Annotated in this window: 16 protein-coding genes and 2 tRNA genes; 9 read left to right on the top strand and 9 right to left on the bottom strand. The window is 45.0% G+C overall.

Features of this window, described 5'->3' with window-relative positions; genetic code table 11:
• Window positions 1–2: 2 nt before the first annotated feature.
• The 6 genes from R7P72_RS21410 to lolB all read right to left on the bottom strand — a co-directional run bounded on the left by R7P72_RS21410 (window position 3) and on the right by lolB (window position 4,684).
• Window positions 3–76 (bottom strand) — tRNA-Met (locus R7P72_RS21410).
• Window positions 77–360: 284 nt separating this feature from the next.
• Entirely contained in the window at window positions 361–1,452 is a 1,092-nt protein-coding gene (gene ychF / locus R7P72_RS21415; protein WP_005393178.1) for a redox-regulated ATPase YchF, read from the bottom strand.
• Between the two features lie 10 nt (window positions 1,453–1,462).
• The gene (gene pth, locus R7P72_RS21420; RefSeq protein WP_042524127.1) at window positions 1,463–2,053 is read right to left on the bottom strand and encodes an aminoacyl-tRNA hydrolase; all 591 of its coding nucleotides are present in this window, start codon (window positions 2,051–2,053) and stop codon (window positions 1,463–1,465) included.
• A 151-nt stretch (window positions 2,054–2,204) separates the two neighbouring features.
• On the bottom strand, window positions 2,205–3,149 hold the full coding sequence (locus tag R7P72_RS21425; RefSeq protein WP_005393176.1) for a ribose-phosphate pyrophosphokinase: 945 nt from the start codon (window positions 3,147–3,149) through the stop codon (window positions 2,205–2,207).
• Between the two features lie 27 nt (window positions 3,150–3,176).
• Window positions 3,177–4,049: a 4-(cytidine 5'-diphospho)-2-C-methyl-D-erythritol kinase gene (gene ispE / locus R7P72_RS21430; RefSeq protein ID WP_005384108.1), complete on the bottom strand. Its 873-nt coding sequence runs from the start codon at window positions 4,047–4,049 to the stop codon at window positions 3,177–3,179.
• Window positions 4,046–4,684 (bottom strand): lipoprotein insertase outer membrane protein LolB, encoded by a 639-nt coding sequence (lolB, locus tag R7P72_RS21435; RefSeq protein WP_005384106.1) that lies wholly within the window; start codon window positions 4,682–4,684, stop codon window positions 4,046–4,048. The genes ispE and lolB overlap by 4 nt, the downstream gene beginning before the upstream one ends.
• 134 nt (window positions 4,685–4,818) lie before the next feature.
• Here lolB and hemA point away from each other — a divergent pair, with 134 nt between their 5' ends.
• From hemA to ybaK, 8 genes are all read left to right on the top strand, one after another.
• Entirely contained in the window at window positions 4,819–6,075 is a 1,257-nt protein-coding gene (hemA, locus tag R7P72_RS21440; protein ID WP_005384104.1) for a glutamyl-tRNA reductase, read from the top strand.
• Window positions 6,076–6,104: 29 nt separating this feature from the next.
• A complete protein-coding gene (prfA, locus tag R7P72_RS21445) occupies window positions 6,105–7,193 on the top strand; it encodes a peptide chain release factor 1 (protein WP_005382222.1) in 1,089 nt (362 codons plus the stop codon).
• 3 nt (window positions 7,194–7,196) lie between these two features.
• Window positions 7,197–8,051 carry a peptide chain release factor N(5)-glutamine methyltransferase gene (prmC, locus tag R7P72_RS21450; RefSeq protein WP_005384102.1) on the top strand — a complete coding sequence of 285 codons (855 nt, stop codon included), beginning with the start codon at window positions 7,197–7,199 and terminating at the stop codon, window positions 8,049–8,051.
• A gap of 40 nt (window positions 8,052–8,091) precedes the next feature.
• Complete coding sequence (locus R7P72_RS21455) at window positions 8,092–8,475, top strand: SirB2 family protein (protein WP_005382225.1); 384 nt, start codon at window positions 8,092–8,094, stop codon at window positions 8,473–8,475.
• Window positions 8,476–8,480: 5 nt separating this feature from the next.
• A complete protein-coding gene (locus R7P72_RS21460; protein ID WP_042524122.1) occupies window positions 8,481–9,290 on the top strand; it encodes a SirB1 family protein in 810 nt (269 codons plus the stop codon).
• Between the two features lie 53 nt (window positions 9,291–9,343).
• Entirely contained in the window at window positions 9,344–10,195 is an 852-nt protein-coding gene (gene kdsA, locus R7P72_RS21465) for a 3-deoxy-8-phosphooctulonate synthase (protein ID WP_005382229.1), read from the top strand.
• A gap of 220 nt (window positions 10,196–10,415) precedes the next feature.
• Window positions 10,416–12,098 carry a bifunctional UDP-sugar hydrolase/5'-nucleotidase UshA gene (gene ushA / locus R7P72_RS21470; protein WP_005382230.1) on the top strand — a complete coding sequence of 561 codons (1,683 nt, stop codon included), beginning with the start codon at window positions 10,416–10,418 and terminating at the stop codon, window positions 12,096–12,098.
• A gap of 102 nt (window positions 12,099–12,200) precedes the next feature.
• Window positions 12,201–12,674, top strand: coding sequence for a Cys-tRNA(Pro) deacylase (ybaK, locus tag R7P72_RS21475; RefSeq protein ID WP_005382231.1), 474 nt, complete (start codon window positions 12,201–12,203; stop codon window positions 12,672–12,674).
• Window positions 12,675–12,738: 64 nt separating this feature from the next.
• Here ybaK and rluF read toward each other — a convergent pair whose 3' ends face one another.
• The 3 genes from rluF to R7P72_RS21490 form a co-directional block, all read right to left on the bottom strand.
• A complete protein-coding gene (gene rluF, locus R7P72_RS21480; RefSeq protein ID WP_054729763.1) occupies window positions 12,739–13,896 on the bottom strand; it encodes a 23S rRNA pseudouridine(2604) synthase RluF in 1,158 nt (385 codons plus the stop codon).
• Window positions 13,897–13,990: 94 nt separating this feature from the next.
• The gene (gene smrA, locus R7P72_RS21485) at window positions 13,991–14,572 is read right to left on the bottom strand and encodes a DNA endonuclease SmrA (protein ID WP_005382233.1); all 582 of its coding nucleotides are present in this window, start codon (window positions 14,570–14,572) and stop codon (window positions 13,991–13,993) included.
• A 132-nt stretch (window positions 14,573–14,704) separates the two neighbouring features.
• A complete protein-coding gene (locus R7P72_RS21490; RefSeq protein WP_005382236.1) occupies window positions 14,705–14,845 on the bottom strand; it encodes a DUF3149 domain-containing protein in 141 nt (46 codons plus the stop codon).
• Between the two features lie 259 nt (window positions 14,846–15,104).
• Between R7P72_RS21490 and R7P72_RS21495 the strand changes: the two genes are divergently transcribed.
• Window positions 15,105–15,181, top strand: a tRNA-Pro gene (locus R7P72_RS21495).
• Window positions 15,182–15,193: the final 12 nt, after the last annotated feature.

Below are 15,193 nucleotides of genomic sequence, written 5' to 3' on the forward strand. Positions count from 1 at the left end.
GGTGGCTACGACGGGATTCGAACCTGTGACCCCATCATTATGAGTGATGTGCTCTAACCAGCTGAGCTACGTAGCCAAAACCATATTTTTTGTTCTCAACGCTTTGTTGCCTTGTCGTTGGGAACGGCGCGCATTATGCGAAGTTGAGTGAGATCCGTCAACAGTTTTTTTTAATAAATTTCGGAAAAAACCTCGTTCGCTTCCTTTTTAAACAAAGAGGCGTGTTTATGATCTAAAACTGGAAATAAATTAGCTTGCAGTTGCGTAATTTATTTTTGTTCATTTACTTAAGGTATTAAAAAAGCCAGCTTAACAGCTGGCTTTTAGTGTAAATGAAGTGTTTAGAATTCATTCATTTAATTAAACATTGAAGCGGAAGTGTACAACATCACCATCTTTTACGATGTAGTCTTTACCTTCTAGACGCCATTTACCTGCGTCTTTTGCGCCATTTTCACCATTGAATTGGATGAAATCGTCGTAACCGACTACTTCTGCACGAATAAAGCCTTTCTCGAAGTCAGTGTGGATCTTACCTGCCGCCTGAGGCGCAGTTGCACCAACAGGGATTGTCCAAGCACGTACTTCTTTAACACCTGCTGTGAAGTAGGTGTGTAGAGTCAGTAGTTCGTAACCAGAGCGAATTACACGGTTCAGACCCGGCTCTTCGATCCCCATATCTGCTAGGAATTCTTCGCGATCTTCATCTTCTAGTTCAGATAGTTCAGATTCGATAGCTGCACATACAGGTACAACGACATTGTTTTCTTTTTCAGCGAACTCACGAACCGCATCTAGATATGGGTTATTTTCGAAGCCATCTTCGTTTACGTTTGCAATGTACATAGTTGGCTTCAGTGTTAGGAAGTTTAAGTAGCCGATCGCTGCTAACTCTTCTTTAGATAGCTCAACTGTGCGTGCCATGCCGCCTTCAGTTAGTACTGGTAACAGTTTCTCTAGTACGGTTAGTTCAAATTTTGCGTCTTTATCGCCGCCTTTTGCCTTCTTCGCGTTACGTTGAATCGCTCGCTCACAAGAATCTAGGTCAGCCATTGCAAGTTCGAGGTTGATCACTTCGATATCTTCGATAGGTGAAACTTTACCTGAAACATGAACAATGTTTTCGTTTTCAAAACAACGTACAACGTGGCCAATCGCGTCTGTTTCACGGATGTTAGCTAGGAATTTGTTACCTAAACCTTCACCACGTGATGCACCAGCAACAAGACCTGCGATGTCCACGAACTCCATCGTCGTTGGAAGAACTCTCTGTGGGTTAACGATCTTAGCTAGTGCGTCTAGACGTAGATCCGGCACAGGAACCACACCAGTGTTTGGTTCAATGGTACAGAACGGGAAGTTTGCTGCTTCGATACCCGCTTTAGTTAGTGCGTTGAACAGAGTTGATTTACCTACGTTAGGTAGACCAACGATGCCACATTTAAAACCCATGATAGTAACCTTATTCAGCTTTGAACGTGTGGAGGCGATTTTGTGCTTTAGATAGGCCATCCTTAATCAGGATATCTAGACAACGAACAGCCTCATCAGCTGCTGCATCTAAAAGCTCTTGCTCTTTAGCTGGCGCTTTACCTAATACAAAACCCGCCACTTTATCTTTGTGTCCCGGATGACCAATGCCAATACGAAGACGATAAAAATCTTTGTTATTGCCCAGTTTGCTAATGGTGTCACGCAGACCGTTGTGTCCACCGTGACCCCCACCTTTTTTAAACTTAGCGACACCTGGCGGTAAGTCTAGCTCGTCATGAGCAACCATGATCTCTTCAGGTTTAATTTGATAAAATTTCGCAAGCGCTGCGATCGATTTACCTGATAGATTCATGAAGGTGGTTGGGATAAGCAAACGGAGATCCTGGCCATTGACCATAATGCGTCCTGTTAGACCAAAAAACTTTGGTTCGTTCTTCAGTGTAACGTTGTGAACGCGTGCTAATTCTTCTACAACCCAAGCGCCCGCATTGTGACGAGTTCTGGCGTATTCTGGTCCCGGATTAGCAAGACCAACAAGAAGTTTGATTGGTTGAGTCAAGGTTAGGATCTCTCTGGAATCTCAAAAAGCGCAGTATGATAGCACAGAATTCTCGCAGTGGGCGACCAAGGGATTTTCTGCCTATCGATACAAATAAAAAAACACCCCAAAGAGGGGTGCTTTTGAAATCAGTTTAACTGAAATGTTCGTATTAGTTGAACATTGCAGAGATTGACTCTTCGTTGCTGATACGACGAATCGCTTCAGCTAGCATGCGAGATAGGCTTAGTGTTGTCACTTTACCTGTTGCAGCCATCTCTTTAGACAGAGAGATAGAGTCAGTCACGATAACTTGGTCAAGAACTGAGTTCTTGATGTTATCCGCAGCGTTGCCTGAGAATACTGCGTGAGTAGCGTAAGCGAATACACGCTTAGCACCGCGCTCTTTTAGTGCTTCAGCTGCTTTACATAGTGTGCCACCTGTGTCGATCATGTCATCAACGATCACACAGTCACGACCTTCAACATCACCGATTAGGTTCATTACTTCAGAAACGTTTGCACGTGGACGACGCTTATCTACGATTGCGATGTCGATGTCGCCTAGTGCTTTTGCTGTTGCACGAGCACGAACAACGCCACCTAGGTCAGGAGATACCACAACAGGGTTATCTAGACCGCGAGCCTGCATATCTTCAAGTAGCACTGGCGTGCCGAAGATGTTGTCTACAGGTACATCGAAGAAGCCTTGAATTTGCTCTGCGTGTAGGTCGATAGTTAGAACGCGGTCAACACCAACGTTAGATAGGAAATCAGCAACAACTTTTGCAGTAATTGGCACACGCGCAGAACGTACACGACGGTCTTGGCGAGCGTAGCCGAAGTAAGGGATAACTGCAGTGATACGGCCTGCTGAAGCACGGCGCATTGCATCAATCATAACAACCAATTCCATTAGGTTGTCGTTAGTCGGTGCACAAGTGGATTGAATGATGAAAACATCGCTACCACGAACATTCTCATTGATTTGAACTGCAACTTCGCCATCAGAAAAGCGAGAAACAGATGCATCACCAAGAGAGATGTAAAGACGATCAGCAATACGTTGGGCTAGTTCAGGTGTTGCGTTACCAGCAAATAGCTTCATATCAGGCACGGTGGAAACCTCGGGTTTGCGTCCAGTTTAAATAGGTCGGTGTGAGGCTGATTGGTATTCAGCCAAAGTCTCTTTTAATGGCGAAATATTGCGCCCTTGAGCGACAAATGCCGAGACTTTATCAGAGAGTTGTGCAAGGATAGTTTCTGCTTCAGATTTGCTCGAAAATTCAGCAAAAACGCAAGATCCTGTCCCCGTCAATCTTGACGGCGCGTATTGTAGCAGCCAAGAAAGTTGCTTATCAACCTCTGGGTAGAGCATTCGTACAATTTTTTCGCAATCGTTTACGCTTGGCGTATTTAAAAGTGTTTCTAGATCTCGTTTTGGGGTGTTTCGCGTCAGATCTGGATGACAAAAAACGTCGACGGTTGCGATAGATACATTCGGTCTGACGACTAAATACCACTTTTCTTCGGGATAAGCAGGAGAGAGTTTTTCACCAACACCTTCAGCAAAAGCTGCAAATCCGCGCACAAATACGGGCACGTCTGCGCCTAGTTTTAAACCTATTTCAGCCAGTTCGTCGTCAGTTAGATTCAGTTGCCATAAGTAATTCAGTGCCACTAATGCTGTAGCTGCGTTCGATGAGCCTCCGCCAATGCCTCCACCCATAGGCAGCACTTTCTGTAGCTCAATATGCGCGCCAAAAGGGCAGTTTGAGTAAGCTTGAAGCGCGGTTGCTGCTTTCCAAATTAAATTGTCTTGAAGAGGCACACCTTCTATCTCTGGAGAAATCGTAATATCACCAGAATGGTTCGCTTGAATGGTGAGCTCATCGCCGTGATCGACGAATTGGAATAAGGTTTGTAACTCGTGGTAGCCATTCTCTGTACGGCCGTTGATATATAGAAAGAGATTCAATTTCGCTGGTGATGGCCAGCGTGTTGAAAGTTCAATCATTGGGTGATGTTCCATTTTGTGATCACTAGATTTATTTTGACATCAGCTGTAGTGAGTTTCAGCTTATTTGGCAGAGGGAGAGACTGTTCATGCCATTGAACGTCGCCATATCGTTGATAAGCGATACTCCAATCATTTAAACCAATTTGTTTGTTTAACGCTTGCAGTGTATTGGTTGGAGACAGTTGGAATTTGTCGGCATCGGTAGGTAGACCTAATAGCCAGTCAGGCATGTGATCGACGGGCATCATTAACCCTGTAAGACGGTAAATCAGCTGGTTAGCACTGCGAGAAGAAAGGACCTGATCGTCGTAAGTTTCTACTGTGGCGCCTTGTGGGGTGATGGTGAGCTTTAATGCCGTTTGTCCGAGAATCGTTGTTAAACGCAACTGGCTTAGTGTTGAAGAATGTTTCCAGTAGAAGTTTAAATTTTGTCTTTGGTCTGGGCCAATATAACCAAGTTTCCCCGTTGCTTGAAAATCTTGGATGGTTTCGAGTCGCTGCTCATGAGCTTGCCATTCAACGCTGGTAACACTTTCAGGAACGGACGAACAACCAGCGAGCAGTAAGCTCGACAAGAAAAAAAGAATAAAGGAGCGTAACGTCATGTTTGATGGCTTATTAATCAGTTTCATCGGGAATCGCTCACAACTATAGCATTGAAAAGTCGCACTTAGGAAAACAAATCCGGCTTACCCTTTCAATAAATGCGTGCTTACAGTAAAATTCTGGACCTATTTTATAACCTATCCCAGAGATACCACGTTAGATGTCCTTGCTTGCTATTGGAATTAATCACAATACAGCGTCTGTCGACTTGCGAGAGAAGGTGGCGTTTGGTCCGGATAAACTCGGCCCTGCACTCGAGCAACTTAGAGAGCACGAAGCAGTTAACGGCAGTGTGATTGTTTCAACCTGTAACCGAACTGAGTTGTACTGCGATGTTAAGCAAGGAGCGCGAAACAAGTTGATCGATTGGCTTGCTCAATTTCATCAAGTGAGCCGCGAAGATTTAATGCCGAGTTTGTATGTTCATGAAGAACAAGCTGCAATAAAGCATTTGATGCGCGTATCGTGCGGTCTTGACTCTCTGGTGTTGGGTGAGCCTCAAATTCTGGGGCAGGTAAAGCAAGCATTTTCTGACTCGCGAGATCATCAAGCTGTCGATGCCTCGATTGATAAACTGTTTCAAAAGACGTTCTCAGTCGCCAAACGGGTGAGAACAGAGACAGATATTGGTGGTAATGCCGTGTCCGTGGCTTATGCGGCATGTACACTGGCAAAACATATTTTTGAGTCGTTATCAGATTCAACCGTGCTTTTAGTTGGTGCGGGTGAGACGATTGAATTGGTCGCGAAGCATTTAGCGTCCAACGGTTGCACAAAAATGATTGTCGCGAACCGCACTAAAGAGCGCGCGCAAGGCTTAGCGGACCAATTTGGCGCAGAAGTGATCAGTTTGAACGAAATTCCTGAACATTTGGCGAAAGCGGACATTGTGATTAGCTCAACGGCGAGCCCATTGCCTATTATTGGCAAAGGTATGGTCGAAACGGCTCTAAAGCAGCGCCGACATCAACCTATCTTGTTAGTCGATATTGCGGTGCCGCGAGATGTAGAGTCGGAAGTCGGTGAACTGAACGACGCATATCTGTATTCTGTTGATGACTTGCAATCTATCATCGACAGCAACATTGAGCAGCGTAAAGTCGAAGCGATTCAAGCTGAAGCGATTGTTAGTGAAGAAAGCGCTGCATTTATGACATGGTTGCGTTCACTGCAAGCCGTCGATAGTATTCGCGACTATCGCAAATCAGCCAACGAAATTCGTGAAGAGTTACTGAGCAAAAGTTTGCAATCTTTAGCGGCAGGCGCAGATCCGGAGAAAGTGCTGCGCGAGCTGAGTAATAAACTCACCAACAAACTGATTCACGCTCCAACTCGCGCATTGCAAAGTGCAGCTGAGCAAGGCGAACCAGCAAAATTAACGATTATCCGCCAAACACTTGGCTTGGATGATCTATAACTCACGCTTTTTATTAAGAAAACGACACTATGAAAGCCTCTATTCTGACTAAGCTAGAAACGCTAGTAGAACGTTACGAAGAAGTTCAACATCTTCTTGGTGATCCTGATGTAATTGGAAATCAGGACAAATTCCGTGCTCTATCAAGAGAGTACTCTCAGCTAGAAGAAGTAACCAAGTGCTTCCAAGCTTATCAACAAGCACAAGAAGATCTTGTCGCCGCTGAAGAGATGGCAAACGAAGACGACGAAGAAATGCGTGAAATGGCGCAAGAAGAAATCAAAGAAGCGAAAGCGACGATTGAGCGTCTTACTGATGAGTTACAGATTCTTCTTCTGCCAAAAGATCCGAACGATGATCGTAACTGTTTCCTAGAAATTCGTGCAGGTGCGGGTGGCGACGAAGCGGGCATTTTCGCGGGTGATCTATTCCGTATGTACAGCAAGTACGCAGAAAAGCGTGGCTGGCGCATCGAAGTCATGTCTTCTAACGAGGCAGAGCACGGTGGTTACAAAGAGATGATCGCGAAAGTAAGCGGCGACGGTGCATACGGCGTGTTGAAATTTGAGTCAGGCGGTCACCGTGTACAGCGTGTTCCTGCAACTGAATCTCAAGGCCGTGTGCATACTTCTGCTTGTACAGTAGCAGTAATGGCGGAAATCCCTGAAGCGGATCTGCCAGAAATCAAAGCAGCAGACCTGAAAATCGATACGTTCCGTGCATCTGGCGCAGGTGGTCAGCACGTTAACACCACGGATTCTGCAATCCGTATTACCCACTTACCAACGGGTACGGTAGTAGAGTGTCAGGATGAGCGTTCACAGCACAAGAACAAAGCGAAAGCAATGGCGGTTCTTGCTGCTCGTATCGTTCAAGCGGAAGAAGAGCGTCGTGCCGCAGAAGTGTCTGATACACGTCGTAACCTTCTAGGTTCTGGTGACCGTAGTGATCGTATTCGTACATACAACTACCCACAAGGTCGTGTGTCTGATCACCGTATCAACCTAACCATCTATCGTTTGAACGAAGTGATGGAAGGTGACCTGCAGAGCTTGATTGATCCTGTGATTCAAGAGCACCAAGCAGACCAACTTGCGGCGCTTGCAGAGAACGGCTAATCGATGAACCAAGTTCAATCGATTGAGCAAGCACTGAAAAGTGCGACGGCGAAACTGGCAGAAGGCGGCAAAGAGTCGCCTTCTCTCGATGCAGCTGTACTCCTTTGCCATGTCCTTGGCAAACCACGAACTTATCTACTGACCTGGCCAGAAAAAGCATTAGAAGCAGAGCAACAAGCGAAATTCGACGCTCTACTTGAACGACGTTTAACTGGTGAACCCGTCGCTTATATTATTGGTGAGCGAGAGTTTTGGTCTTTACCGTTCAAAGTTTCTCCCTCTACCTTGATCCCAAGACCGGATACAGAACGTTTGGTCGAGGTTGCACTCGATAAGACCTATGAGCAAACAGGACCTATTTTAGATCTTGGAACGGGGACGGGGGCAATTGCTATCGCACTCGCATCTGAAATGCCAAAACGTCAAGTGATGGGCGTAGATCTCAAACAAGAAGCGAAAGCACTTGCAGAGTACAATGCTGAGCAGCTAAACATCAAAAATGTGACCTTTGCTCAAGGCAGTTGGTTTGAGCCTATTACAGAAGGTACGAAGTTTGCTTTAATTGTCTCCAACCCGCCATATATTGATGAAAAAGATCCACATTTATCCCAAGGTGATGTGCGCTTTGAGCCAAAATCTGCATTAGTTGCTAAAGAGAATGGCTTAGCTGATATTCGTCATATCTCGGATCTTGCTCGTCAGTATCTTGAAGTGGGCGGTTGGCTGGCATTTGAACATGGTTATGATCAAGGTGAGGCGGTGCGTGAGATAATGCGTGGCTTTGGTTACCAACAGGTCGCTACGGAAAAAGATTATGGCGGTAACGATCGAGTAACGCTTGGTTGTCTGGCCAGTTAATCATGGAAGTCAGCAAACACTAACTAAAAAGAGAAGAAAAATGTACGTAGCTCTAAAACACATACACTTAGTGACGATCGCTCTCAGCGCGACGCTACTATCGATCCGATTCGTGTTAATGATGATGAACTCACCGAAGCGAAATAATCGCTTTTTGAAAGTGTTTCCCCACATCGTTGATACTGCATTGCTAGTGTCAGGTATCGCGCTTATTTTCATTACGGGTTTCATCCCGTTTACCGATGCCGCACCGTGGTTAACAAACAAAATCACCTGCGTACTGGCGTACATTGCGCTTGGATTCTTCTCATTGAAACTTGCGAAAAACAACCTACTGAAGATATTTGGCTTTTTCGGCGCATTAGGTTGGTTGGTCATGGCTGCAAACATTGCTGTGTCTAAGAGCCCTACGTTATTTGGATAGACGTCATGTTAGAGTTTTTTGACGAAGATTTTGACAATATACCGTTGGTGGAAGGTGCGCTTGAGCTAAACAAAGCGATTAACCCAGAAACCAAAGTACATTGGGCGAAACAAGAGTTAGAGCGTCTTTACAAAGATGCAGAAGCCACGCTTGTTCATGAAACCGATGAAGAGCAACGATTTGATGCATTCCTACGACTGTTTTTCCACGAGTGGGGATTCAAAGGCGACGAGCAGGAATACTTTATTTCGGACAACAGCTTCATCGATAAAGTGTTGGAGCGCAGAAAAGGTATTCCTGTGAGCTTAGGTTCGATTTTGTTATACCTAGGCAAAAAGCTGGGGTTCCCGTTGAAGGGAGTTACTTTCCCTACTCAGTTCCTGTTAAAAGTCGACTGGATGCATAAGAAGCCAGACTACATCAACCCATTTAATGGTGAGTATGTAGGTGAAAGGATTCTTCAAGCTTGGCTTATTGGCCAGGAAGGACCGCTAGCTCAGCTAAAGGCTGAACATTTTGAGGAAGCTGACAACCCAACAATTATTGGTCGCTGGTTGGCATTGATTAAAAGTGCGATGTTGCGTGAAGAGCATTATACGCTGGCATTACGTTGTACAAACCTTGCTCTAACGTTTGTGCCAGATGACCCATACGAAATTCGTGACCGTGGTTTTATTTTCCAACAGCTAGAGTGCCCTCAAGTAGCGGTATCAGATTTTCAGTACTTTATTGACCAATGCCCTGACGATCCGGCTTCCGAGCTACTAAAATCACAAGTTAATGTGATGAGTGAAACGCACGTCACACTTCACTAATTTTATCGATGTGCCGAACTGTGGCGTATCGTGGACAGAAAAAGAGAATCAAAATGGAACAGAAAATCGTTAATATCGGCGACATTCAGGTTGCTAACGACAAGCCATTCACCCTATTTGCAGGTATGAACGTTCTTGAGTCTCGTGATCTTGCGATGCAGATCTGTGAGCACTACGTAAAAGTAACGGAAAAACTTGGTATTCCTTACGTATTTAAGGCGTCGTTTGACAAAGCAAACCGCAGTTCTGTTCATTCATACCGCGGTCCAGGTCTGGAAGAAGGTATGAAAATCCTTCAGGAGCTGAAAGACACTTTTGGTGTAAAGATCATCACGGACGTTCACACTGAAGCGCAAGCTCAACCTGTCGCTGACGTGGTAGACGTTATTCAGCTTCCTGCATTCCTAGCTCGCCAAACTGACCTTGTTGAAGCTATGGCCAAAACAGGTGCGGTTATCAACGTGAAGAAACCTCAATTTATGAGCCCTGGTCAAGTGGGAAACATCGTTGAGAAGTTCGCAGAGTGCGGTAACGACAAGATCATCCTATGTGAGCGCGGTTCTTGCCACGGTTACGATAACCTAGTTGTAGACATGCTTGGTTTTGGTGTGATGAAAAATGCTTCGAAAGGTAGCCCAATCATCTTTGACGTAACGCACTCACTACAAATGCGTGACCCATCAGGCGCAGCATCTGGCGGCCGTCGTGAGCAGACAGTTGAGCTTGCAAAAGCGGGTCTAGCGACAGGCATCGCAGGTCTATTTATCGAAGCGCACCCAAACCCAGACCAAGCGCGTTGTGATGGCCCATCTGCACTGCCTCTAGACAAGTTAGAGCCATTCTTAGCACAAATGAAATCGCTTGATGATCTGATCAAGAGCTTTGCAGATATAGATATCAAGTAAACGCCAGATGACTGGTGGTAACAAATACTATAGCCAACCGAGTGTTGGCTATTTTTTTATCTGAAAAGCCGTGAATTCTCAAACTTGTTACTGATGAATTTGTTATTGCTAAACAATGCATCATAATTATTAAATCAATGTGTTAGGGTGCACGTGGTTTTCAAATAGATCGAATGCTTAAAATGTGCTTCAGTAATCCCAATAAGAAAAAGGTAAATAAATGAATCAGCGTCTGATGATCAAAACTGTTTTGAGTGCCGCTATCTTGGCCTCGTTAGCTGGGTGTGCTACGCAACCTGCACCAGAATGGAATGCCGATACAACCTATAAATTGACCGTGTTGCACACTAACGATCATCATGGTCGCTTTTGGCAAAATCGATACGGTGAATATGGCATGGCGGCGCGTAAAACGTTAATCGATGATTTGCGCGAAGAAATACAGGCTGAGGGGGGCAGCGTGTTACTGCTTTCTGGTGGTGACATCAACACAGGAGTACCTGAGTCTGATTTACAAGATGCCGAGCCGGATTTTAAAGGCATGAGCAAAATTGGTTACGATGCGATGGCTCTAGGTAATCATGAGTTTGATAATCCATTGGACGTGCTATTCAAGCAGCAAGAGTGGGCAAACTTTCCGATGTTGTCTGCCAATATTTACGATAAAAATACTGGCAAGCGTTTATTCCAACCATATGCGATGTTTAAAAAGCAGGGCATTAAAATTGCGGTCATTGGCCTTACAACCGAAGACACAGCGAAACTTGGCAACCCTGAATTCATTGAACAAATTGACTTCCGTGACCCAAAAGAAGAAGCCAAGAAGCTGATTGCAGAACTTAAAGAAACAGAGTATCCAGATCTGATTTTTGCTGTCACGCATATGGGACACTATGAAAATGGTAATAGAGGCATCAATGCTCCTGGCGATGTGGCGTTAGCTCGTTATTTGAATGACGGCGATCTCGACATGATAGTTGGAGGACACTCACAAGAACCTGTGTGCATGGAAGGTCCAAACGTTATCAAAAAGAACTTTAAACCAGGTGATGAATGTCAGCCCGATAAACAAAATGGTACCTTTATTGTTCAGGCACATGAGTGGGGGAAATATGTGGGACGCGCCGATTACGAGTTTCGTAATGGCGAACTCTCGATGGTGAGCTACGATCTAATCCCTGTAAACTTGAAAAAGAAAGTTAAAGTTGATGGTCAGTCGCAACGAGTCTTGATCCAAGATGAGATTAAACAAGACGAAATGATGCTTGAGTTTCTTCGTCCTTATCAAGAAAAAGGTCAGGGCAAACTAAACGTGAAGATTGCAGAATCTAACGGTAAGCTTGAGGGTGACCGCAATGTGGTTCGTTACCAGCAAACAAACTTAGGTCGATTAATTGCAACGGCTCACATGGAACGTGCGAAAGCAGATTTCGCCGTAATGAATTCTGGCGGCGTTCGCGATTCGATTGCAGCAGGTGAGATTACCTACAAAGATGTGCTGACTGTTCAGCCATTTGGCAATATGGTCTCTTACGTTGATATGACGGGCAAAGAAGTATTGGATTACCTAAATGTCGTTGCAACTAAACCTGTCGACTCTGGAGCTTACGCGCAGTTTGCGGGTATTGCGATGAGTATCAATAATGGTGAGGTAACCAATGTGTTCATTGGTAATAAGCAACTTCGCTTAGATGGTAATTACCGCTTTACCGTACCAAGCTATAATGCTGCTGGTGGTGATGGTTACCCTAAAATCGACGATCATCCAGGGTATGTAAATACAGGTTTTACCGATGCTGAGGTTTTGAAGGATTATTTAGAAACACACAGCCCTATTGATGTTAATGAGTATGCCCCTTCAGGTGAAATCACGTATTTAGTTGATACGGCGATTGATCAGTAACCCAACAGAGAAAAAGCGATTGACTCAAACTCGCTGATATCATTAACTAAAAGCGCAGATCCAATTCAATCTGCGCTTTTTGTTTTTATGAGGAGAATCTTGATGACTCCGGCCATTAATCTTGCGAAAAAGAAAAAAATTCCACACACGATTCATCAGTATGAGCATGACCCTAGAGCCGATAGTTATGGCTTGGAGGCTGCTGAAGTACTGGGGCAGGATCCGAAAACAGTATTTAAAACCTTGTTGTTCTGCTTGAACGGGGAGCCAAAGAACCTTGCGGTTGCGATTATCCCTGTTGATCAAAAGCTGAACCTAAAACTGGCGGCGAAAGCAGCGAAGGGCAAAAAGGCCGATATGGCTGATCCGGAAATCGCCCAAAAGACCACAGGTTATGTCGTTGGTGGAATTAGCCCACTAGGGCAGAAGAAAGCCTTACCTACTTTTTTGCACGAAAGCGCAGCAGAGCAAGACACAATCTGTGTGAGTGCTGGTAAACGTGGTTTAGAAATTGAGTTAGCCCCGAGAGATTTGCTGAGCTTAACTCGCGGTCAGTTTGCACCTCTTTGTTTGTAAACTCATGACAAATAAAAAGGACGCTCATGAGCGTCCTTTTTTGATCTTGCCTGTCAGTGAAGCGTTACTTCTTCAGACTCAATGTACCACCAGTGCGTTTAGCTGGTTTACTTGGTTTCGCGGCATTTGGGTTCATGTAATGCTGCTTGGGCTTACTCGGTGATTGAGGCTTGTTTACTGAATGCGTATTGCTCGATGCATCTGGTTTACGGTGTGATTTACCATGCTCGCCTTGCGGTCTGCTGCGTTCACCTTGTGGTTTCGCTTTGTAATGTTCTTTAGCTGGACGTCCGCCTTCATCATCACACTGACGACGCTTTTGTTGACCTTTTTTCGAGTTTGGTGCATGACGGAATTGATCAGCATTGTTACCACGGAAAGTTCGTGTCTTCTGGTTACGACGAGCAGTAGAATCTTGGTTTTCTTCACGGCTATCAAACAGCTTCGCGTCGGTCGCTTTACGAATGTTGCGACCTCTAGAGTCTGTTTTTGATGCTTCTTCTGTACCTACCGAGCCTTCACACATTGCTAGGATCTCTGCCACTTCTTCGTCACTTAGATAACGCCATTTCCCATTGGGAATACCATCAAGAGAGATATTCATGATGCGTACGCGACGCAGCTTGAATACTTCATAGCCCAGCGCTTCACACATGCGACGGATCTGACGGTTAAGTCCTTGAGTGAGCACAATACGGAAAGAGAATTTAGTTTCTTTCGTTACCTTACAAGGTAGGGTGACTGTGTCGAGAATCTTAACGCCACTCGACATCTGTTTGAGAAACTCGCCTGTAATTGGCTTGTCCACGCGTACGACGTACTCTTTTTCGTGGCTGTTGCCTGCGCGAAGGATTTTGTTCACGATGTCGCCATCGTTGGTCAAAAAGATCAGACCATCAGAGGGTTTGTCTAAGCGGCCGATCGGAAAGATACGTTTTTGGTGGCCGATGAAATCAACGATGTTTCCAGGGACGTCTCTCTCAGTTGTACAGGTGATGCCTGTTGGTTTATTGAGAGCGATATAAATCGGCTTCTCTTTTGCTGCCACTGGCTTACCATCCACACAAACATCATCACCAGGTAGCACTTTTGTCCCCATTTCAGGTTTGTTGCCATTAATGGTGACACGGCCTTGCTCAATTAGTCTGTCTGCTTCACGGCGTGAGCAAAACCCCGTTTCACTGATGAATTTATTTAATCGTTTAGCGTTGTCTTGTGACATTTTTGTCTCCTAACGTTTCACAACGGCGAATGAAGCTCCCTTCCTTTAAGGGGAAGGAAGAATAAGGGCGGGCATTCTAGCATTAGGGTGAAATTTAGCCTAACCGTTTTTGGTGACGTTCGCGGGTTTCTAATTTCTTTTCCGCACTTTTTCTAAGTAGGACGTAAACGGCTCCAGTTCCACCGTGAAAGCGTTGCGCACTATGGACGCATTGGACTTCCTTTATTTGTCGTAGCCAACTGCTAACAAAGCTTTTCATCATTGCAGGTGGATTTGAGCGTTCTCCTCGACCATGGACGATAACGACCGTTCTAATGTCCATTGATAGGCATTGCTTTAAAAACGTCACGACTTCATCACGTGCTTCTTTCAATGTTTTACGGTGCAAATCCAAGCGAGCTTGGATTGGATACTTACCAAGGCGAAGTTTGCGGTAAACCCCGTCCTGTACACCATCACGTTTGAACTCAACAAAGTCCTCTGGCTTGAGCATTTCAGCGTGATCAAGTGATAGGTATTCTGGGTCATCTTCCGTTAACCAGATTGCTGCTTCTCGTTTTGCGAGCTGTGCTTCTGTTACTTGGTGTACTTTTTTGTGTTCGGTGGTGTCTTGAGTGATTGGCTTTACATCGCCCATCATCTGTTGAAATAGATCAAAATCGTCGTCGTGAGACATAGCAGTAATCTCATTAAGAACAGGGAAGAATAATAGGATTATATCAATGAGTGGTGCATTGAGATCAAATAAAAAACCGGAGTAGGCAAGTAACCGACTCCGGTGCAAAGCGTTTCTAGAGCTAAGCGAGATCTAGTGAGGAGATTTGTCGTTCATGATCTTGTATATGAAGAAACCGCCGTAAAATAACATCAGACCAATTGCCCCAAAAATTACTATCATTGACGATAGACCCACTGCATTACCAAATAGGAGATCAAGCCAAAAGTCCATACGTTTCCTCCAAGATGTTCCCGACAGGATTAAACTAAATGGCGGTGTCTTGTTGCACACTGATCTGGATCAATTATGTTGCTAAGGTTAATAAACTGTATTTTGTTGTGAGTTATCAGTCACATTTTACGTGCTAGTGTTCAGTTATTCATCAAACGAATTAAGACCTAAGGTTTTTTTGTAAAAAGCACTTGCGCCACAGTTCAGAATCCGTAATATACGCACTCGTTGACGGGGACAATTCCTCAGTTAAACATCTCGGTGAATAGCGCAGCTTGGTAGCGCATCTGGTTTGGGACCAGAGGGTCGGGGGTTCGAATCCCTCTTCACCGACCACTTTTAGAAAGC

The organism is Vibrio sp. Vb0888, assembly GCF_033338835.1.
Taxonomy (GTDB): domain Bacteria; phylum Pseudomonadota; class Gammaproteobacteria; order Enterobacterales; family Vibrionaceae; genus Vibrio; species Vibrio alginolyticus.